The sequence below is a fragment of the Clostridium sardiniense genome (assembly GCF_050584765.1).
In the GTDB taxonomy this organism is placed as follows: domain Bacteria; phylum Bacillota; class Clostridia; order Clostridiales; family Clostridiaceae; genus Clostridium; species Clostridium sardiniense_A.
In genome coordinates this window covers 70,564-91,554 of sequence record NZ_JBNOOR010000004.1, presented here as the reverse complement: position 1 = coordinate 91,554, position 20,991 = coordinate 70,564, and the positions used below count along the sequence as shown (strand labels likewise).

The window sequence follows — 20,991 nt, the reverse complement described above, 5'->3', positions numbered from 1 at the left end:
AAACCTCCTTAATCTATATTTAATAATTATAGATAAAAAAATTAGCTAAATCAATTAACAGAATATTCATATAAAATAAAAAATTAAATTGTATAAATCAAGGGTAAAAACAATAAAAAATGGTATAATATACTATGTAATATATTATATTGAGATTTATGAAAAAGGGTGATATTTATGAGAGATAACTACAATTCATTTAATTTCTGGACTAATAATGTTAACGAACACAAAGCAATAAGAGGGCATGCTTTTACAAATGAATTGCCAACAAGCAAATCAGTATATATACATGCACTTATATTTTCTAACAAAAATGGAATAGAAAATATTTATTCATACTTTTCAAATCCAAGAGTGTTATTAGGTTATATACAACACTCATTTTTTCAAAAAGCATTCTATAAATGGGCATATGGAACAGAAAGACTAGTAATGAAAATTCCAGCCATTCCAACTTGTGACCTAATAAATAATCTTTTAAAAAAGAATAAAATCTCCAAAGAAGAAGCAAAAATAATGAAAGAACAATATACATTTTTAGGTAATCTATGGGATAAAGATGATAGTGAAATTATAACGGAGCTAGTGAAATTTGCAAAAGAGTTTAATAAGGTTTGGGTTGGAGATAACAAACAATTCTTATATATAAAAGTATTTAAAACAGCAAAGGACTTAGGAGAATTCATTGATGATTCAGTAAGGATGACAAACAAGGAAGAAGAGTTTAAAGAAGGAATAGGATTATCATTAGATGAATGGAGAGAAGTATACTTAAAGGTTGGAGAAGATAAGGAATACTCAAATATATTTAGAAAAATTCTTTTAAATAAATTATCAGAAACACTTTAATAAGGGTAATGTAAATAAGCAATTCATTTATGTATATGAATTGCTTATTGTTATTAAATTAATATTCAAATTAGTATTAATTTAAATTATTTAGCAATATTAGTAACTTATAAATGTTGACATAGTCTATTAACACTGTTACAATAAATCATAATCAAAATTTAAAAAAGTCTTATCAAGAGTGGTGGAGGGACTGGCCCTATGAAACCCGGCAACCTACTAATAATTAAAGTGGGAATGACTGTAAGAAAATCAATGTATAACATGCATTGAGTGTTTGTCGTTTCTAATTATAGAGTGTGGTGCTAAATCCAGCAGTGAAAACTGATAGATAAGTAGTATTTATAGAGTGTATATAAAGCTTCTGATTTCTATCAGAAGCTTTTTTATTTTGTGTATAGGAACTTTAGGGAGGGCAAAAAATGAACAAAGAAAATAAAGGGAATTGGTGGGCGCTTTTACCATTAATAGTGTTTGTAGTTGTATATGTTGGAATTGCAATAATTGCAAAGGATTTTTATGCAGTTTCTGTGATAATACCATTTTTAATTGCATCAGTTGTGGCTTTAGTTATGAATACTAAAGTTGGATTTGAAGAAAAATTACAGATTTTCTGCAAAGGTGCAGGAGATACTAATATAATTTTAATGATTTTAATATTTATATTAGCAGGAGCATTTGCAGCTGTTGCTAAATCTATGGGGGCAGTTGATTCAACTGTAAACTTAGGGCTTTCAGTATTGCCACCAAATCTTTTGGTAACAGGAATATTTATAGTTGCATGCTTTATAGCATTATCAGTTGGAACATCAATGGGAACAATAGTTGCTCTTGTACCAATAGCACTTGGAGTATCTGAAAAGACTGGAATAGCTGTAGCTTTAGTAGTTGGAGCTGTTGTAAGTGGAGCAATGTTTGGGGACAACTTATCAATTATATCTGATACAACAATAGCGGCAACAAGAACACAGGGCTGTGATATGAGAGATAAGTTTAGAATGAACTTTAAAATAGTATTACCAGCTGCAATAATTACAGCAATTATTTTTATGGTTATAACTAGTGGAACGGAAGCCATTAGCTTAGGTAGTTATGATTATAGCTTAATAAAGATTGTTCCATACATAGGTGTTTTAGTTGCAGCACTTGCAGGAGTAAATGTTATATTTGTTTTAGCATCTGGAATAATTTTAGCGGGGATTATCGGAATTGGAACTGGAAGTTTTGATGTTATAGGACTTTTTAAAAGCATGGCAGAAGGTATTAATGGTATGAGTGAATTAATAATAATATCATTATTAATAGCCGGTATGGTTGCAATTATAAAATATAATGGAGGAATTGATTTTATACTTCATAAGGGATTAAAAAACTTTAAAACTAGAAGGGGTGCAGAACTTGGAATTGGAGCGTTAGCAAGCTTAGTTGATATATGTACTGCAAATAATACAATAGCAATAGTTACAGTAGGACCAATTGCTAAAGATATATCAAATGAATTTGATTTAGAACCAAAGAGAGTTGCAGGTATTATGGACATGTTCGCATGTGCATTCCAAGGGATAATACCTTATGGTGCTCAGCTTATATCGGCAGCAGGACTTGCAGCAATATCACCAATTGAAATAATGCAATATCTTTTCTATCCATATCTAATGGGTATATCAGCGGTAGTTGCTATAATATTTTACTGGAGTAGAAGAAAAGAAGAAAATAGAGTAAAATAAAAAAGCCCAAGTTTGGGCTTTTTTATTTTAGTACATCTAGTTTACTAGGCATATGCATTGTGATGAGATTCCAAGACCTTCACCAGTAAATCCAAGTCCTTCTTCTGTCGTAGCTTTAACGTTTATTTGATTAAACTCTATGTTTAATGCCGCTGCTATATTACGTCTCATTATCTCTATATAAGGAGCCATCTTTGGCTTTTGTGCAATTATTGTTGCATCTATATTACCTATTTTATAGCCATGAATCTCTAAAAGATTTCCAACTTCTTTAAGAAGAGCTATGCTTGATATTCCTTTATACTTTGGGTCAGTATCAGGGAAATGTGTACCTATATCACCTAATGCTGTAGCACCAAGTAGTGAGTCCATAATTGCATGAATAAGAACATCGGCATCAGAGTGACCTAATAATCCAAGTTCATAAGGGATTGTAACGCCACCTAAAATCAAATCTCTACCTTGAACTAAACGATGTACATCATAACCTAAGCCAATACGCATATCTTTCACCTCTCTAATATTTCTTCTATAAGTTTAACATAAAAATATAGTATAAAGAAGTAAACGGTATTAACCTCACGACGCCTATACTTAAAATCAACATAAATAACATTCGATTTCATAAAAAAATCACCGATACAATTAGTGCTTTTTATAATATATTACAAAAGTAGTTAATAAATGATTATTAATTTCTAATTTCATTTAAAAAAAACAGGTATTTAGGTATAATTAAATATAAGAATAGATATTATTTGACAAAAATAATGTCTACGTAGGGGGGAGCGTATAGATTTGGAGATATTCGATAGAAATAAATATAAATTTTCAGATATACCAAGTTTAGTAGAGATAAGTGATGAGGTAAATAAAGCTAGAGCAGAGCAGATATCTTTGATGGAGAAAGAACTTTATTCTTATAAAATTCTAATACAAGATTTATTTGCTTACTCTCCAAGTGATAGGGATAGAAATATAATATTAAATATAGCTTTTTACATAATAGGAGAAGTAGAATTATTAGAGTTTATACAAGATAAGAAAAAATTACCACCTAATATATTATCTAAGAAGACTATGCAACCAAGAAAGTTTATAGAGGAATGGAATGATTATATAATTACATACACTATTATATTTTCAAATCCTAATTATAAACTTATACAAGATTATATGAGGATTGAAGAGTCAAAAGATGAGGTGGAAGTACCAAAGAAGAAGCAATCTAATAAAACTGTGATTAAGAAAGTAATAATAGAGAAAACTAATGAAGAAATTAGTGTAGATGAAAATGATAAAGAAGAAGAATCAAATGTGGTTTCAATAAATAAGAATTCAAAACCGGAGTTAAGAGGAGTGATAATAAAATCCTTTAAACGTAGTGCATGTATACTAACTAGCAGGGGTGAATTTAAGAAAGTAAAGCTAGAAGGTGATATGAGTGTAGGTGAAGAGGTAACAGCTATAGCGAAAAAAGGGATAAAAGATTATAAACTTCAAATAGGAATTGCGGTGATTGCAATTGTAGTGGCCTGTGGTGCATTTTTATATAAGTATTCAGACATAGATAGAACTATATTAATTAACACAACATCGCAAGTAAAGGTAGATGTTAATTCATTTAATAATATAATAAATGCGTATTCTCCAACAAGTAAGGGAGAAGAGATGGTTAAGAGTTTAAATTTAAATAATGTGAAATTAGATAAAGGTATAGAAGCGATATTAAATTATGCAAATAATAATGAAATGATACCATCTGGCAATATATTAATTACTGTAACTGGAGATCCTCTAGAGTATGGAACTTTAGAAAAAACAGGTGAATTTGCAGCAAGTCATAAGATAAAGCTAACAATAAATAATGCTGGAAATGAGCAAAAATTATATAAGTAAAAGATGAAATTAAAAGGAAGATAAGAATGAAAAAAAACTCAAATAGAGAAAATGATAGATTTAAAAATATCAAGAAAAAGAAAAGTAATAAAGATTATAAAAAGCCTAATTTAGATAAGGGAAAAAAGAAGAAAGAAGTATTAAATAATAATAGAAACATAATTAATCACGAAGATAGAGGCGATGAAATACGTCTAAATAAATATATTAGTGAAACAGGAATATGTTCTAGAAGAGAGGCTGATAAACTTATAGAGTCTGGAAGGGTTACTATTAATGGAGTGAAGGCTACAATGGGAACTAAAGTATCTAAAGGGCAGGTAGTAAAAGTAGATGGGAAAAATATATCTAAAGAGGAAGAGTTAGTTTATATAGTTTTAAATAAGCCTGTTGGTATTACATGTACTACTGAAAAGAAGATAAGAGGAAACATAGTTGATTTTGTAGGACATAGCAAGAGAATCTTTCCAATAGGAAGATTAGATAAAGATTCTCAAGGATTAATATTACTAACTAATGATGGAGATATAGTAAATAAGATTTTAAGAGCTGGAAATAATCATGAAAAAGAATATATTGTAACTGTAGATAAAAAGATAACTAATGAATTTATAAAGGGCATGAGTAGTGGAGTTAGAATACTTGGAACTATTACTAAAGAGTGCTTTGTTAAAAAGGAAGATGATTATACATTTAGAATCATTTTAACTCAGGGGATGAATAGACAGATAAGAAGAATGAGCGAAGCTTTAGGATATGAGGTTAAGAAACTTAAAAGAATCAGAATAATGAATATTAATTTAGGAGATTTAAAGATAGGTAAGTGGAGAGACTTAACTAGAAAAGAACTTGTAGGGATAAATGATTTAATTCAAAGTTCTAAGAAGACAAAAGAAGTTGATGAATAGAAAATGAGTATTTGCAAATGGATTATATTTGTGAATACTCATTTTTTTATGTATACATATTAGAAATAAAATTAAATATTTTTCTAATATGTGAAATATTACTAACATAATCCACATGTCCCTGTGGATAACTTGTTATAAACTTGTTGATATAGCTGTAGATAATTTCTTGTATTTTGAAGAATACTATTAAAAAATGATATATTTTTTGAAAAAATGTTGGAAAAGGTAGGAAACAATATGGCAAGAAGTAGTATTTTAAAGGGTTTAGGCCTGCTGGGGATAACTTTTATAATCATAAGTTTTGCACATGGGGTGTGGATAAGTACAAAAGAGTATCAGGAAAAAAGTGGACTTACTGAAGCGGTAGAGATAAAGCATAAGGATAATTGCCTTGAGATTAACGTTAATTATCCAAAAATAACTGATAAGGAAAGTGAAAATATAAATAAAGAAATAGTTACATGGACAAATGCTTGGATTAAAGATGTTGAAGATGTACTTGAGGATTATAAAAAGAGCGGATATATATGTAATACCCCATATCAGTTATTCTCAAATTACTATATAACAAAGGAAAGTAATGATATATTGAGCTTTTATATAGACTATTATCAATTTACTGGTGGTGCACATGGAAGTACTACAAGAAAAGCTTATGTTATAGATAGAAAGCTTGGTAAGAAGTTAGCTGTTAAGGAGTTATTTAAAAAAGGATATAATTATAAAACCGTTATAGATAAAGAGATAAAAGAACAAATAAGTGCAGATAAAGAAAGGTATTTTGATGAGGGAACTACATATAAAGGAATAACAGATGATGTTAAATTCTATATAAAGGGAGAAAATTTAGTCATATATTACGACCAGTACGAAATAGCTCCATATGCCTCAGGAATACCTGAGTTTAACATACCTTTAAGTAAGTTTAATGGGAATCTTGTATATGATAAAATCTAAGTAGAGAATTAAAGTACTTAGAGGTGATAGAGGATGGGGAAGTTAGAAGAGGTATTAAAGAAACAAAAGGAGTTCTTTGCTACTAGAAAAACTAAAGATATTGATTTTAGAATAAGCAATCTAAAGAAATTAAAGGATATATTAAAAAAGAATGAGGATAGAATACTTGAGGCACTTAAAGATGATTTAAATAAATCATATTTCGAAGGATATTCAACGGAAGTCGGGATTGTATATGAAGAAATAAATATGCAAATAAAACATTTAAGAAAATGGGCTAAAAAAGAAAGTGTATCTAGTTCTATAATATTTTTTCCAAGTAGAAGTTATGTTTATAAAGAACCATATGGAGTATCATTAATTATTGGACCATTTAATTATCCATTTCAATTAGTAGTAGCACCATTAATAGGAGCAATAGCGGCAGGAAATTGTGCTGTAATGAAACCATCAGAGTATTCAATAAATACTTCAAAGACATTAGAAGATATTATAAATAGCAATTTTGATGAGGGATATATTAAGGTTGTTGAACCAGAGGGCGGCAGAGAGTCTGTAACAGAGTTACTAACATTAGATTTTGATTATATTTTCTTTACAGGAAGTGTGATGGTTGGAAAAATAGTTATGGAAGCTGCATCTAAGAAACTTATTCCTGTGACTTTAGAACTCGGTGGAAAGAGTCCTTGTATTATTGATGAAGATGCTAACTTAAAATTAAGTGCAAAAAGAATAGTATGGGGTAAACTTTTAAATGCAGGTCAAACTTGCGTGGCACCAGACTATTTAATGGTGCACAAGAAAGTTAAAGAGGAGTTTTTAAGATTATTAGTTCAAGAGATTGAAGATCAATATGGAAAAGATATAAGAAAGAATGATGAATACCCAAGAATAATTAGAGAACGTGATGTAGAAAGATTAAGTACCTATTTAAATGATGGTAATATATATTTTGGTGGAGACTATGATATTAAAGATAAATACATGATGCCAACTATACTTACAGAGGTTGATGTAAATAGTGAAGTTATGATAAATGAAATATTTGGGCCAATATTACCTATATTGGAATTTGATGATAAAGATAAAGCAATAAATTTTGTTAATAGTAGACCAAAACCACTAGCATTATATTATTTTTCAGAAAGTAAGAAGAATATAGAATATGTATTAGAAAATACTAGCTCAGGTGGAGTTACAATAAATGATACTGTGCTTCAAGCTGGATATAAAAATCTTCCTTTTGGTGGAGTTGGAAATAGTGGTATTGGAGAGTATCATGGGAAAGCAAGCTTTGATACATTTACTCATAGAAAGCCTGTTGTTAAAAGAGGCACATATGTAGAATTCCCATTTAGGTTTGCACCTTTTGGAGATAAGATTAAATTAATAAAAAAATTTATGAAATAGAATTATAAAAGCCTCCCTAAATAGGGAGGCTTTTTAATAAAGTTTATTAGATTGCAGCTTTTTTATCTTCTTCTTGTGAATCTTTTACGAATGCTTCTTTAAATACTTTAATACCTTGTATTATAACTGTTGGTAAGAAAGCTAGTAGATAAATTAAGCCAACTTGAATTCCTGAAAGTTTAGCAACTTCAAATAATTTTTGTAATGGTGGTACAAATAAAACTAAATTTAGAAGTATAGTACCAGTTAAAAATGCATATATTGAATATTTGTTAGATCCTAAACCAAGTTTAAATATTGAAGCTTTACCACGACAGTTAAATCCGTGGAATAGTCTTCCAAGACAAAGTGTTGAGAATGCCATTGTACTACCAACAGCAGCACTAGTTTCAAGTCCAATATGGAAAGCAACTAAAGTAAATACTGCAATTATTAAACCTTCAAGAGCAATATCGAAAATAAAGTCTTTAGTCAATATAGATTCCTTACTATCTCTTGGCTTATCTTTTAAAAGGTCTTTAGTTGGATTTTCAACACCAATTGCTATAGCAGGTAAACTATCAGTTAAAAGGTTAATGAATAATAAGTGTACAGGCATGAATGGTACAGGTAGTGCCATTATTGAAGCATAAAGTACAGCAAGTATACCAGAAGTATTACCTGAAAGTAAGAATTTAATTGAGTTCTTTATGTTTGCATAAACATTTCTTCCATTAGTAACAGCTTTAACAATTGTTGCAAAGTTATCATCTGTAAGTATCATTGATGCAGCATCTTTTGAAACCTCTGTACCAGTGATACCCATAGCTATACCTATATCAGCTTGCTTAAGTGCAGGAGCATCATTAACACCATCACCAGTCATAGCGACAATCTTACCTTTATTTTGCCATGCACTTACTATTCTAATTTTATGTTCTGGTGAAACTCTAGCGTAAACTGATATATGATCAAGTTTTCTCATAAGTTCTTCTTCACTCATTTTATCAAGCTCTAAGCCAGTAACAGCCATATCTCCATCTTGAAGAATACCTATTTGTTTAGCAATAGCAGAAGCAGTGATTTTATGGTCACCAGTAATCATTATTGGTTTAATTCCAGCAGTTATACAATCTCTAACAGCTTCAGCTGATTCAACTCTTGGAGGGTCAATCATTGAAACTAATCCAAGGAAAGTATATTCACTTTCATCTTCTAAAGTTAAATCACGGATTTCTGGAAGTTCTTTATAAGCAAAAGCTAAAACTCTTAAACCATTTTGTGAAAGTTCCATATTAGTATCTATGATTTTTTGTTTATCATCTTCAGTTATCGGTCTTACACCATTTGAAGTTTTAATAGAAGTAATTCTGTTTAAAAGTACATCAAAAGCACCTTTTGTGAACATTATGTTTTTGCCATCAAGCTGATGAACTGTACTCATAAGCTTTCTATCTGAATCAAAAGGAATTTCTTTTAATCTTTCAAATTCTTTTCTTACGGCATTTTCTTTTAAATTATAAATATGAGCAAGATTTACTAAAGCAACTTCAGTTGGATCACCGATTTCTTGTCCATCAATTGAAGTTGAATCATTACATAAAACTGCACTATTTAATAAGTACTGTTCAGCTTCATTAGTTAAATCTAACTTTTCAGAAGCAATAAGTTTTCCATCAACGTATATTTGCTTAGTTGTCATTTTGTTTTGAGTAAGTGTACCAGTTTTATCTGAACAGATTATTGATACAGAACCTAAACCTTCAACAGCTTTAAGGGATTTTATTATGGCATGTTCTTTTGCCATTTTTTGAGTTCCAATAGCAAGAACAATTGTAACAATAGAACTTAAAGCTTCAGGAATAGCAGCAACAGCAAGGGCAACAGCAAACATTAATGAATCAAGTATTGGGGTATTTCTATAAACACTTAAACCAAATACAATAGCACAAATTACTAGAATTACTATAGCAAGTTTTTTAGAAAAATCATCTAAACTTATTTGTAGTGGAGTTTTCTTTTCTTGTGTTTGTTCCATAAGTGTAGCGATTTTACCAAGTTCAGTATCCATACCAGTAGCAGTGACAACAACTAAAGCACGTCCATAAGTAACGAGAGAGCTAGAGAATACCATATTCTTTTGATCGCCTAATGCTATTTCATCTTTAGATATAACATCAGAAGTTTTAGTAACACTTTCAGATTCTCCAGTTAATGCACTTTCATTAACTTGAAGAGAGTAATTTTCGATAATTCTACCATCAGCAACAACTAAGTCACCAGCTTCAAGAACTAATATATCTCCAGGAACAATATCCTTTGAAGGAACTTCAATTTTGACACCGTTTCTAAGAACCTTAGCATTAGGTGCAGAGAGTGCCTTTAAGCTGTTTAGTGATTGTTCAGCTTTAACGTGTTGAACAGTACCTAGTATTGCATTTAAGATTATAACTGCAAATATTACTATTGTACTTTCAACATTTCCAGTAGCGATAGATACAATACCTGCGATAATAAGGATAATAACTAATAAATCCTTAAATTGCTCAAAGAATACTTGCATGGTACTTTGTTTTTTCTTTTCACTTAGTACATTTTCACCATACTTTTCTCTGTATAAATCTACTTCAGCATCTTTAAGACCTTCTTTTGTTGTACCAAAGTTATGAAGTACATCGTTAGTATTTTTGTTAAAGAAATTTTTCATTTAAATAGGACCCCTTTCATACTTTAATATCTTAATTTTTTTAATAAAAAAGACTCTTAATATAAACTACGAATTAAAAAAAATCATAATCTATATTAAAAGTCTCGTAACCACTAGGGTATATAACACCAGACATGAAATCATGCCGAGAATGTTGACGTTATATTTAAAACTACTCCCTCTTAAGCTATTTAGTTGTTAATACAAGGATATATCGACGAAGTTAGAAAGTCAATAGATAATAATATAATATATTAAGATTTAACATAGAGTGAACATAAATCTTACATAGAATTTATAAACATAATGGTATATTTACAAAATTTTGTATTAATATATGTGGTTTTAAATTTAGATGATTTGTTTGATTATAGATATGAAGAAATTAATTAAATATTTTAATATAAGATTAATTCAGAAGATAAACGTATAAAAATAGCCTACACAAACTTCATTAAATGATAAATTATCACAATTAAGATAGCACAGACTATATTTTAAATTAAAATATTTTTATTATTTTAAAGCTGTTTTAGCTATAAGTATATCTTCATCTGTGTTACCTCCACTAACACCAATAGCGCCAATAAGTTTATCATTATTCATTATTGGTATTCCACCACCAAAAGTACAAAGTTTGCCAGGATGTACATTATCTAAACCATAAAATGGCCCCCCAGGAAGTACTAGCTCATGAACTTTTTCTGTATCCATTTTTAGGGCAATAGCAGTATAGGCTTTATTTAGGGCGGCGGGGATACTTATCAGTAAAGCGTTGTCCATTCTGTGTTGAGCAATAAGATTTCCACCTTCATCAACTATTGCAATAGTAACAGAGATACTCATTTCTTTAGCTTTATCTTCAGCTTTCTTAAGAATTTCCTTAGCTTTATTTAAAGTAATAGTGTCATGTTTCAAAGATTCTATTATATTTTCTGTAATTTTATGAGCCATATCATCATCTATCATTTTTAATCACCTCATTAAACTTATGATAATAAAAATTAATTTATAATATAGAAATAGTGTATTAGTTTATATTATTTAATACTTGTAAATTATAATTAGCTATTATGTAAATTTAAGACTATAGTGAGATGGATATTAATTTCTTTAAAGTTGATATTAATTAAATGTTAAACATTGCAATATGTGAGTGATGAGGATGGATTCTAAGTATATATAGTATTGGGAGAGTAGAAGTGTGAGTAAAATTAATTTATATAATGTATTTTATATAAAGTTTGGATTTTACAAGAAAATATTAAAATGGCAGCTTAAAGGTCTTAATTTTACCTTTTGTAAAAGATACAGTCTAATATAAAAAATATTTGTGTAGAAATAGAATTTTCCAAAGGATTATTAAGGTCGTAGTTTTTTAGATATAAAAGTAATTACAGTTTTAATATTACTTTTATATCTTTTTTATTTAAATCCATTTACTGTGGAACACAGTATGGTTTTAATATTACTTTAATTAAGTTTGAAAAGTATTATAAGAAATTTATATAGCTAATTTATAATAAAGCTACAGCAAATAAATTTAAACGATTTCTTAAGGGGGAATAAAAATGATAGCCAAAGGTTTTTCAGAACCAACTGAAAGAGTTAAAAGATTAAAAAGAATGATTGTTGATGCAACTCCATATGTTGAATCAGAAAGAGCTGTTCTTGTAACAGAATCATATAAAGAGACAGAAGGTTTATCTCCAATACTAAGACGTGCTAAAGCTGTAGAAAAAATATTTAATAATTTACCTATAACTATTCGTGAAGATGAGTTGATAGTAGGAGCTATAACTAAAAATCCTCGCTCTACTGAAATTTGTCCTGAATTCTCTTATGATTGGGTTGCTAAAGAATTTGAGACTATGGGAACAAGAATAGCAGATCCATTTCAAATTCCAAAGGAAACAGCAAAAGAATTAGAAGAAGCTTTTAAATATTGGGAAGGCAAAACTACAAGTTCACTTGCTGATTCTTATATGTCCAAAGAAGCGAAGGATTGCATAGCAAATGGAGTCTTTACAGTAGGAAATTATTTCTACGGTGGAGTGGGACATGTTTGCGTAGATTATGGAAAGATATTAAAAAAAGGATTTAAGGGAGTTATTGCAGAAGTTGTTGAAGCTATGAGCAAAATGGACAAGAAAGATCCAGACTATATAAAGAAACAACAATTTTATAATTCTGTAATTATTTCATATACAGCTGCAATTAACTTTGCACATAGATATGCAAATAAGGCAAGAGCTATGGCGGAGGTTGAAACTAATAATATAAGAAAAGAAGAGTTATTACAAATTGCGGATAATTGTGATAGAGTTCCAGAAAGTGGAGCTACTAATTTTTATGAAGCTTGTCAAGCTTTCTGGTTTGTTCAAATAATGGTCCAAATTGAATCAAGTGGACACTCAATATCTCCAGGACGTTTTGACCAATACATGTATCCTTACTTAAAAGATGATAAGAAAATTTCAAAAGAATTTGCTCAGGAGTTAGTAGATTGTATTTGGATTAAACTTAATGATATAAATAAAACACGTGATGAGGTATCAGCTCAAGCCTTTGCAGGATATGCTGTTTTCCAAAATCTTTGTGTTGGAGGACAAAATGAAGAGGGAATTGATGCTACGAATGATGTTTCATATATGTGTATGGAGGCAACAGCACATGTTAAGCTACCAGCACCTTCTTTCTCAATTCGTGTATGGCAAGGAACTCCAGATGAGTTTTTATTAAGGGCATGTGAGCTTGCAAGATTAGGGCTAGGTGTTCCAGCTATGTATAATGATGAAGTTATAATTCCAGCATTAATTAACAGAGGTCTTACACTTAGAGATGCTCGTAATTATTGCATTATTGGTTGTGTTGAACCTCAATGTCCTCATAAAACAGAAGGGTGGCATGATGCAGCATTCTTTAATGTAGCAAAGGTGTTAGAAATTACATTAAATAATGGTAAAGTGAATGGAATTCAATTAGGACCTGTTACAGGAGATGTAACAACTTTTAAATCTATAGATGAATTATATGATGCATTCAAGAAGCAGATGGAGTATTTTGTACAATATCTTGTTGAGGCAGATAACTGTGTTGATTATGCTCATGCAGAGAGAGCACCACTTCCATTCTTATCAGCTTTAGTTGATGATTGTATTGGAAGAGGCAAATCAGTTCAAGAGGGTGGAGCAATTTATAACTTTACAGGACCTCAAGCCTTTGGTGTTGCTGATACAGGAGATTCAGTATATGCAATACAAAAACATGTATTCGAAGATAATACAATTTCTATGAAACAATTAAAAGAAGCATTAGATGCGAATTTTGGACATTCTATAGAAGGTAATAATATATCTTGTGATAACACAAGTAGTTCAGAAATTAGTGAAATGCAAATTTATGAAGCTGTGAAGAAAATATTAATTAATTCAGGATCTATTGATCTTGCAGATATTCAAAATAAGATTGTATCTGAATTAAAACCATCTAATAGCACAGTAGTTTCAGGTGATTTTGAAAACATAAGAAGGATTTTAGATAACACACCAGCCTTTGGTAATGATATTGATGAAGTAGATATGGTTGCTCGTAAATGTGCACAAATTTATTGTTTTGAAGTAGAAAAGTATACTAATCCACGTGGAGGGCAATTCCAAGCCGGTGTTTACCCAGTTTCTGCAAACGTTTTATTTGGTAAGGATGTTTCAGCACTACCAGATGGTAGACTAGCTAAGACACCACTTGCAGATGGTGTTTCGCCAAGAGCTGGTAAAGATGTTAATGGACCGACTGCTGCAGCAAATTCTGTGGCTAAATTAGATCATTTTATAGCATCAAATGGAACTCTTTATAATCAAAAATTCTTACCATCTGCTGTAGCAGGAGATAATGGACTTCAAAATTTTGCTTCTGTAGTAAGAAGTTACTTTGACCATAAAGGTATGCATGTCCAATTCAATGTAATAGATAAGCAAACCTTAATAAATGCGCAAAAAAACCCACAAGAGTATAAAGATCTTGTTGTTCGTGTTGCTGGTTATAGTGCTCAATTCGTTGTTCTTGCAAAAGAAGTACAAGATAATATTATAGATCGTACTGAACATTCAATGTAGTTTTTAATATTCTGATGAGAATCATACTACATTAATAATTATAAATGAAGGTAGGGAGTTATGGATGATGGATACTATTAATTATGGTATGGAGGGACTTGTATTTGATATACAAAGATATTCTATACATGATGGACCAGGAATTCGTACAATAGTTTTTTTAAAAGGATGTCCTCTATCATGCAGATGGTGTAGTAATCCTGAATCTCAAGAACTAAAGCCATCTATAATGTATCAAGAAAGTAATTGTATTCATTGCGGAAAATGTATTTCTGCATGTAAAAGGGGAGCTATCAATCCTAATAATAAGGGATTTATTAATAGAGAACTTTGTACAGCCTGTGGGGAATGTGTAAATGTATGTCTAGCTAGTGCATTAACTTTAAAAGGCAAGAAAATGACTGTCGAGCAAGTTATAAAAGAGCTTAAAAAAGATGCAATTAATTACAGAAGATCTGGAGGCGGGATAACTTTATCAGGAGGAGAGCCCTTAGTGCAGTCTGTATTTGCACAGGAAATTTTTAAGGCTTGCAAAGCACAAGGCTGGCATACAGCAATTGAAACTACAGGTTATGCAAGACCAGAAGTTATTGAGAAGGTATTTCCTTATGTTGATTTAGTGCTTATGGATATAAAGAATATAAATTCAGATAGTCATAAGGAAGGGACAGGAGTATCAAATGAAATTATTCTTAAAAATGCAAAAAGAATTTCTGAAATAACCAAAATGGTTGTTAGGGTACCAGTAATCCCTAGATTTAATTCTGGCCTAGAAAGTATTTTAGAGATAAGTAAGTTTGCCAAAACTTTAAATGGAATAGATACAATTCATTTATTACCATACCATACTTACGGTGAAAATAAATATGAACTCCTTGGAAGAAATTATTCTATGAAAGAGTCTCAATCATTAAGTGAAGATGAAATTGATACTTTAAAGGATATAGTTCAAGGACAAGGGCTTAAATGTGTTATTGGTGGATAAAAAATTAGATATTAGAATGGAGGTTTTAGAATGGATCAAGAATTAATTGAAAAAGTAATGAGACAAGTTTCTAATGAATTAGGAATTTCAAGCCAAAATAAAAAAAGTGAATGTAAAGATAGTTGTACACAAACTATAGGAGTTACTGAATTTGTAGGTACTGCAATAGGAGATACAATAGGACTAGTTATTGCAAGTGTAGATCCAATGCTTACAGAAATTATGAAACTAGGCAAATATCGTTCAATTGGTATTATTGGTGCTAGAACTGGTGCAGGTCCACAAATAATGGCTGTTGATGATGCTGTTAAAGCTACAAATACAGAAATTATCTCAGTTGAATTACCTAGAGATACTAAAGGTGGAGCTGGTCATGGAAGTTTAATTTATATAGGTGCTGATGATGTATCTGATGCTAGGCGTGCAGTTGAAATTGCACTTTCAAGTGTTGAAAAATATTTTGGAGATGTTTATGGGAATGATGCAGGACATTTAGAATTCCAATATACAGCTAGAGCAAGTTATTGCTTAGAAAAAGCTTTTGGAACACCACTTGGTAAAGCTTTTGGAATGGTTTGTGCAGGGCCTGCTGCAATTGGAACAGTATTAGCAGATAGTGCTGTAAAAGCAGCAAATGTTAATGTGGTTAGTTATGCTTCTCCAGGAAGTGGGACTAGTCACTCAAATGAAGTGATTTTAACATTTAGCGGAGATTCAGGTGCTGTTAGGCAAGCGGTAAAATCAGCTATTGAAGTTGGTACAAAATTATTAGGGGCATTAGGTGATGAGCCTAAGTCAACGACTACACCTTATATTTAGAATTTTAAGTATAAATGAAAATATTATAAGAAATTAGGAGGTTTTTAATATGAATTCAGAAGCGTTAGGAATGATTGAAACTAAAGGGTTAGTTGCTGCAATAGAGGCAGCAGATGCTATGGTTAAGGCAGCAAATGTTAATTTGATAGGATATGAGAAGATTGGTTCAGGGCTTGTTACAGTTATGGTAAGAGGTGATGTTGGTGCGGTTAAGGCAGCAACTGATGCAGGGGCCGCTTCAGCAAAACAAGTTGGAGATGTTGTTTCTATACATGTTATTCCACGTCCACATACAGACACAGAGAAGATTCTTCCTAAATTTGTATAAAAGATATTAAAAGCAGTCAATGGGTGATGTACACCGTTAATTTAAATAATAATTAATAAGCTATTTTTGTTAGTTTGAGGTTTGTTAATTAATGGAGTGCTAGCCCATTGAAAATTTAATAGGAGGGATAATGTGGAGATAGATGAGAAGGTAATTAGAGAATTAGTAATTAAAGCTATAAAATTGATACAGTCAGAAAACTCTACGAAAAGTTTATCTATTCCTAAGAAGAAGCTTTATGTAATTTTTACTGAAGAATGGAACAGTAAGTATTGGGACTTTTTTGAAAACTTAAATAAAATAAATAAATATGATGTTTATGCTGTTATACCATCTCGTATAACCAATAATCTTCATATTAACAATCTAAAAAAATTTAAGGTATGCAAAGGCATAATTGAGGAGAAAGATGTAGATTTTGATGATTTAGAAAATTATATAACTGTATTGCCTACAATATCAAGAAGCCTTGTAGCTAAAGTAGCATTATGTATAGATGATACTTTTGAGACAAACTGGATATTTAAAAATATGGAAAAAGGAGAAAGAACTATTTTATTAAAATCAGGTCTTGTCAAAATGACTGGGAAAGAGCCATCAAGTTATGTAAATAAGATATTAGGTTACTACAGAACATTGTTAGAATTTAATATAGAAATATCTGATGAAATTGTTGATATAAATAAAGAGAGTTTATCTATAGGTGTTGATGAACCATTAGATAAAGTAAATGAAAAAAAAGAACATACTTCTAAAAAAGTCATAACGGAGATTGATATAGAAAAATATGTACAGGATAGAAAAATAATTTTAAATAAAGGAGATATTATAACAGAATTAGCTAAAGATAGAGCACGTAGTTTAAATATTTCTATATTAAAAATGTAATTTATATACTACTTTTAATATCAATTAATTATTATGATTTTTTGAAATTTTACTTTATAAAGTCAAAGTGAGGTGACAGGATGGGAGAATCATTAGGATTAATAGAAGTGAGTGGATTGACGACTGCTATTTTAGTGGCAGATACAATGGCTAAAACAGCCAATATTAAAATATTAGATATTGAAAATACAAAAGGACTTGGATATATGACAATAAAAGTATGTGGAGATGTTGGTGCAGTAAATTCTGCAGTTGAATCAGGAAAGCAAATTGCTATAGAAAATAATGCACTTGTTTCTGTTAAGGTTATTCCAAGATGTTCCAAGGATGTAGAGTCAACGTTTTATCCTCGTGAAGAGAAAAAAGATGGTTTAACTAAGAAAAGCGAAAAGGAAAAAAATATTGAAAATACTCCTTTAGAAAACTTAAAGGAAACTAATCATAAACAAGAAAAAAATATAAAAAAAGTTATTAAAAATAATATAGATGATAAAGTTATTGATAAAAATTTGGAGATAGATAATTCTAAGCCGAAGGAGAAGAAAGCAAGGAAAAATAGCAAAAAAGTTGAAACTAAAAAGGAATAAATACATCTAAAGAAACCATTAGAGTTAAGAAAGGACTGTGATTAAGATGTATATGGCTAAGGTTATTGGGAATGTTGTAGCAACAAGAAAAGATGAATCATTAGTGGGATATAAATTAATGGTTGTAAGGCGAATAGATGCTAACTATGAATTTATTGGACACGAAGAGGTTGCAGCAGACTATACTGGAGCAGGTATAGGTGACTACGTTTTATTATGTAAAGGATCAGCTGTTAGGGTTGAAGAGAGAAAGAAGAATGTTGCTATAGATATGGCTATTATCGGAATTATAGATACTATTGATGTTTAAGGATATCTTAGTATTTTTCTAGATAAAGAAAGGAGGAGAGAATGAACAAAGGTTATAGGTTAAAAAGCGGTATTTTTCCTTCAGTAAATGATGCAGTTTTATCTGCATTAGGTGCATATAATCAATATGCTAAACTTAATTTAAATGAGCGTAGAGAAGTTATTGAAGTTATAAAGAGACGACTTTTAGCAAATGTTGAGGAAATTGCAAATATGGTTGTTGAAGAAACTGGGATGGGAAATGTACATGATAAAATAACAAAACTTGTTTTAGCTATAAATAAAACTCCAGGAATTGAGGATTTAATTACTGAAGTAAAAACAGGTGATAATGGAATGACATTATATGAATTATCTTCTTATGGTGTTATTTGTGCTATTCATCCATGTACTAATCCATGTGCAACATTAATTAGCAATACAATTGGTATGTTAGCAGCAGGAAATGCAATTGTTCATTGTCCACATCCAAGAGCGATAGAGGTATCAAAATATGTCACTGAAATAATTAGTAGGTCAATAGTAGAAATATGTGGTATTGATAATTTAGTTGTAACACTAAATGAAAGTTCAATGGCTTCTACTAGTGAAATTATGAGCCATCCTGATATTTCTATGATTGTAACAACAGGAGGAATCAACGTTTTAAGACGTGCAATGATTTCAGGAAAGAAAGTTATTGGCGCAGGACCTGCAAATCCAACAGTAATCGTTGATGAGACAGCTAATCTTGAAAAAGCTGCAAGAGATATAGTTAATGGTGCTTCCTTTGATAATAATGTTATGTGTATATCAGAGAAAAGTATAGTTGCAGTATCATCAATAGCAGATAGGCTAATAGAGGAGCTTATTAAAAATGATGTTTATTATGTAAGTAGTGATGAAGAAATGTTAAGACTTACAGTTGCAACGGTAACAAATGATATGACAATAAATAAAGCACTTGAAGGAAAAAGTGCAAATGAGATTTTATCAGCAGCTGGAATCCAATGTGATAGGAAGATTAAGCTTATTGTAGTTGATACAATAAAGCAACATCCTTTTGCAACACTGGAGATGCTTATGCCTTTAATACCTTTAATAAGAGTAGAGAATTTTGAAAAATCCTTAGAGACAGCTTTAGAAATAGAACAAGGATTTAAGCATACAGCAATAATTCACTCTCAATCAATTGAAAGACTAAATATTGCAGCAAAAGAGATGCAGACATCAGTATTTGTTAAAAATGGTGCTTCATTAGTTGGAATTGGTGTAAATGGGGAAGGAGACACTAGCTTTACCATTGCTACTGCAACTGGAGAAGGAACAACTACTGCAAGACACTTTACTAGAAGAAGACGTTGTTCACTTACAAGTGGTTTTTCAATTCGCTAGTGCGACAAGGAGGTTAAAGTTGTTACATGAAATTTATATAAAAACAAAGATTTATTCTGGAGAAAACTCATTAAGTAGGTTAGAGAAATTTAAAAACGAAAACATATGGATAATATGTGATGGGTTTCTTGTTAGAAGTGGAATAGTTAAAGGGATATTAAAGTTTATAGATAGTAGCAATAATGTTTCTATTTTTGATAAAGTTATTCCTGATCCACCGTTAACAGTCATAGGAAGTGGTGTTGCTATTATTAAAAAAATTAACCCAAGTGTTGTTATAGCATATGGTGGGGGATCGGCAATTGATACTGCAAAAGGTATTCTTTACTTTGCGAGAGAAAAAAATATAATTGATAAAGTTAATTTTATTGCAATTCCAACAACAAGTGGAACAGGTTCAGAGGTTACAAATGCAACTATCATAACCGATATAGAAACTAAAATTAAACATGCTATATTTGATGATAGTCTTTTACCAGATGAAGCAATTTTAGATTCTAATTTAACTCTATCTGTGCCAGCAGATATAACTGCTAATACAGGAATAGATGTTTTAACTCATGCATTGGAAGCTTATGTTTCTAATAAAGCTAACTCTTATTCAGATGCTTTAGCAGAAAAAGCAGTTGAACTTGTTATAGAATCATTAGTTAAGTGCTATCACAACGGGAAAGATATTGAAGCAAGAAGTAAGATGCATGAAGCTTCTAACTTAGCTGGTATAGCATTTAATATTTCTGGATTAGGCATAAATCATAGCCTTGCGCATCAGTTAGGTGGCAGATTTAAGATTCCACATGGTTTAGCCAATGGATTACTTTTAACTAATGTAATTGATTATAATAGCCAGGATGTTAGTACTCTTAAAAAATATGCAAAGCTTTTATATAAAACTGGAATGGTTGATAAAATAAAAGGCGATGAATTTGCAGTAAAAGTATTAAAAGAATACATTAATTCAATAATGAAAATTATGAAAATGCCAATGAGCTTAAAAGAATTAAATATAGGTAAGGATGAGTTTCATAAAGTAAAATCATTAATGGCACAAAATGCATTGAAAGATGGGTGCACTAAATCAAATCCAAGAAAGGTTAATACACTTGAACTAGAGGATTTAATAGGGAAAATATACCAATAAAGT

Annotated in this window: 18 protein-coding genes and 1 riboswitch; of the genes, 15 read left to right on the top strand and 3 right to left on the bottom strand. The window is 30.4% G+C overall.

Annotated features, from left to right (window positions below; genetic code table 11):
• Positions 1–177: 177 nt before the first annotated feature.
• On the top strand, positions 178–852 hold the full coding sequence (locus ACQPUW_RS15245) for a hypothetical protein (protein ID WP_430838346.1): 675 nt from the start codon (positions 178–180) through the stop codon (positions 850–852).
• A 169-nt stretch (positions 853–1,021) separates the two neighbouring features.
• A riboswitch (SAM riboswitch) is annotated at positions 1,022–1,190 on the top strand.
• Between the two features lie 84 nt (positions 1,191–1,274).
• Positions 1,275–2,579, top strand: a complete 1,305-nt coding sequence (locus ACQPUW_RS15240) for a Na+/H+ antiporter NhaC family protein (protein WP_430838345.1) — start codon at positions 1,275–1,277, stop codon at positions 2,577–2,579.
• Between the two features lie 36 nt (positions 2,580–2,615).
• Here ACQPUW_RS15240 and ispF read toward each other — a convergent pair whose 3' ends face one another.
• Entirely contained in the window at positions 2,616–3,083 is a 468-nt protein-coding gene (gene ispF / locus ACQPUW_RS15235; RefSeq protein WP_430838344.1) for a 2-C-methyl-D-erythritol 2,4-cyclodiphosphate synthase, read from the bottom strand.
• A gap of 294 nt (positions 3,084–3,377) precedes the next feature.
• Here ispF and ACQPUW_RS15230 point away from each other — a divergent pair, with 294 nt between their 5' ends.
• The 4 genes from ACQPUW_RS15230 (at position 3,378) to ACQPUW_RS15215 (ending at position 7,756) form a co-directional block, all read left to right on the top strand.
• Positions 3,378–4,478 (top strand): anti-sigma factor domain-containing protein, encoded by a 1,101-nt coding sequence (locus ACQPUW_RS15230; protein WP_430838343.1) that lies wholly within the window; start codon positions 3,378–3,380, stop codon positions 4,476–4,478.
• A gap of 26 nt (positions 4,479–4,504) precedes the next feature.
• Positions 4,505–5,386, top strand: coding sequence for a 23S rRNA pseudouridine(2604) synthase RluF (gene rluF / locus ACQPUW_RS15225; protein WP_430838342.1), 882 nt, complete (start codon positions 4,505–4,507; stop codon positions 5,384–5,386).
• A 240-nt stretch (positions 5,387–5,626) separates the two neighbouring features.
• Positions 5,627–6,346: a DUF3298 and DUF4163 domain-containing protein gene (locus tag ACQPUW_RS15220; RefSeq protein WP_430838341.1), complete on the top strand. Its 720-nt coding sequence runs from the start codon at positions 5,627–5,629 to the stop codon at positions 6,344–6,346.
• A gap of 33 nt (positions 6,347–6,379) precedes the next feature.
• Complete coding sequence (locus tag ACQPUW_RS15215) at positions 6,380–7,756, top strand: aldehyde dehydrogenase (protein ID WP_430838340.1); 1,377 nt, start codon at positions 6,380–6,382, stop codon at positions 7,754–7,756.
• Between the two features lie 46 nt (positions 7,757–7,802).
• Here the strand turns inward: ACQPUW_RS15215 and ACQPUW_RS15210 are convergent, their stop codons facing one another.
• Both ACQPUW_RS15210 and ACQPUW_RS15205 read right to left on the bottom strand, forming a co-directional pair.
• Entirely contained in the window at positions 7,803–10,442 is a 2,640-nt protein-coding gene (locus ACQPUW_RS15210) for a cation-translocating P-type ATPase (RefSeq protein WP_430838339.1), read from the bottom strand.
• A gap of 516 nt (positions 10,443–10,958) precedes the next feature.
• Positions 10,959–11,411 (bottom strand): GlcG/HbpS family heme-binding protein, encoded by a 453-nt coding sequence (locus ACQPUW_RS15205; RefSeq protein ID WP_430838338.1) that lies wholly within the window; start codon positions 11,409–11,411, stop codon positions 10,959–10,961.
• Positions 11,412–12,013: 602 nt separating this feature from the next.
• Between ACQPUW_RS15205 and ACQPUW_RS15200 the strand changes: the two genes are divergently transcribed.
• The 9 genes from ACQPUW_RS15200 (at position 12,014) to ACQPUW_RS15160 (ending at position 20,988) form a co-directional block, all read left to right on the top strand.
• Complete coding sequence (locus tag ACQPUW_RS15200) at positions 12,014–14,557, top strand: glycyl radical protein (protein WP_430838337.1); 2,544 nt, start codon at positions 12,014–12,016, stop codon at positions 14,555–14,557.
• 64 nt (positions 14,558–14,621) lie between these two features.
• Positions 14,622–15,542, top strand: coding sequence for a glycyl-radical enzyme activating protein (locus tag ACQPUW_RS15195; protein WP_430838336.1), 921 nt, complete (start codon positions 14,622–14,624; stop codon positions 15,540–15,542).
• A 30-nt stretch (positions 15,543–15,572) separates the two neighbouring features.
• Positions 15,573–16,361 (top strand): propanediol utilization microcompartment protein PduB, encoded by a 789-nt coding sequence (gene pduB / locus ACQPUW_RS15190; RefSeq protein ID WP_430838335.1) that lies wholly within the window; start codon positions 15,573–15,575, stop codon positions 16,359–16,361.
• A 49-nt stretch (positions 16,362–16,410) separates the two neighbouring features.
• Entirely contained in the window at positions 16,411–16,689 is a 279-nt protein-coding gene (pduA, locus tag ACQPUW_RS15185) for a BMC domain-containing protein (RefSeq protein ID WP_204595783.1), read from the top strand.
• 132 nt (positions 16,690–16,821) lie between these two features.
• Complete coding sequence (locus tag ACQPUW_RS15180) at positions 16,822–17,577, top strand: hypothetical protein (RefSeq protein ID WP_430838334.1); 756 nt, start codon at positions 16,822–16,824, stop codon at positions 17,575–17,577.
• Between the two features lie 80 nt (positions 17,578–17,657).
• Positions 17,658–18,164 (top strand): BMC domain-containing protein, encoded by a 507-nt coding sequence (locus ACQPUW_RS15175; RefSeq protein ID WP_430838333.1) that lies wholly within the window; start codon positions 17,658–17,660, stop codon positions 18,162–18,164.
• Positions 18,165–18,210: 46 nt separating this feature from the next.
• Entirely contained in the window at positions 18,211–18,474 is a 264-nt protein-coding gene (locus ACQPUW_RS15170; RefSeq protein WP_221859665.1) for a EutN/CcmL family microcompartment protein, read from the top strand.
• 41 nt (positions 18,475–18,515) lie between these two features.
• Complete coding sequence (locus tag ACQPUW_RS15165; RefSeq protein WP_430838332.1) at positions 18,516–19,847, top strand: aldehyde dehydrogenase family protein; 1,332 nt, start codon at positions 18,516–18,518, stop codon at positions 19,845–19,847.
• A 19-nt stretch (positions 19,848–19,866) separates the two neighbouring features.
• Positions 19,867–20,988, top strand: coding sequence for a 1-propanol dehydrogenase PduQ (locus ACQPUW_RS15160; protein ID WP_430838331.1), 1,122 nt, complete (start codon positions 19,867–19,869; stop codon positions 20,986–20,988).
• The last annotated feature ends 3 nt before the right edge of the window (positions 20,989–20,991 follow it).

What these genes read in the sequence shown, in the direction of transcription:
- ACQPUW_RS15245 (WP_430838346.1), top strand. Translation starts at nt 178, where the DNA reads ATGAGAGATAACTACAATTCATTTAATTTCTGGACTAATAATGTTAAC.
- ACQPUW_RS15240 (WP_430838345.1), top strand. Translation starts at nt 1,275, where the DNA reads ATGAACAAAGAAAATAAAGGGAATTGGTGGGCGCTTTTACCATTAATA.
- ispF (WP_430838344.1), bottom strand. Translation starts at nt 3,083, where the DNA reads ATGCGTATTGGCTTAGGTTATGATGTACATCGTTTAGTTCAAGGTAGA.
- rluF (WP_430838342.1), top strand. Translation starts at nt 4,505, where the DNA reads ATGAAAAAAAACTCAAATAGAGAAAATGATAGATTTAAAAATATCAAG.
- ACQPUW_RS15220 (WP_430838341.1), top strand. Translation starts at nt 5,627, where the DNA reads ATGGCAAGAAGTAGTATTTTAAAGGGTTTAGGCCTGCTGGGGATAACT.
- ACQPUW_RS15215 (WP_430838340.1), top strand. Translation starts at nt 6,380, where the DNA reads ATGGGGAAGTTAGAAGAGGTATTAAAGAAACAAAAGGAGTTCTTTGCT.
- ACQPUW_RS15210 (WP_430838339.1), bottom strand. Translation starts at nt 10,442, where the DNA reads ATGAAAAATTTCTTTAACAAAAATACTAACGATGTACTTCATAACTTT.
- ACQPUW_RS15205 (WP_430838338.1), bottom strand. Translation starts at nt 11,411, where the DNA reads ATGATAGATGATGATATGGCTCATAAAATTACAGAAAATATAATAGAA.
- ACQPUW_RS15200 (WP_430838337.1), top strand. Translation starts at nt 12,014, where the DNA reads ATGATAGCCAAAGGTTTTTCAGAACCAACTGAAAGAGTTAAAAGATTA.
- ACQPUW_RS15195 (WP_430838336.1), top strand. Translation starts at nt 14,622, where the DNA reads ATGATGGATACTATTAATTATGGTATGGAGGGACTTGTATTTGATATA.
- pduB (WP_430838335.1), top strand. Translation starts at nt 15,573, where the DNA reads ATGGATCAAGAATTAATTGAAAAAGTAATGAGACAAGTTTCTAATGAA.
- pduA (WP_204595783.1), top strand. Translation starts at nt 16,411, where the DNA reads ATGAATTCAGAAGCGTTAGGAATGATTGAAACTAAAGGGTTAGTTGCT.
- ACQPUW_RS15175 (WP_430838333.1), top strand. Translation starts at nt 17,658, where the DNA reads ATGGGAGAATCATTAGGATTAATAGAAGTGAGTGGATTGACGACTGCT.
- ACQPUW_RS15170 (WP_221859665.1), top strand. Translation starts at nt 18,211, where the DNA reads ATGTATATGGCTAAGGTTATTGGGAATGTTGTAGCAACAAGAAAAGAT.
- ACQPUW_RS15165 (WP_430838332.1), top strand. Translation starts at nt 18,516, where the DNA reads ATGAACAAAGGTTATAGGTTAAAAAGCGGTATTTTTCCTTCAGTAAAT.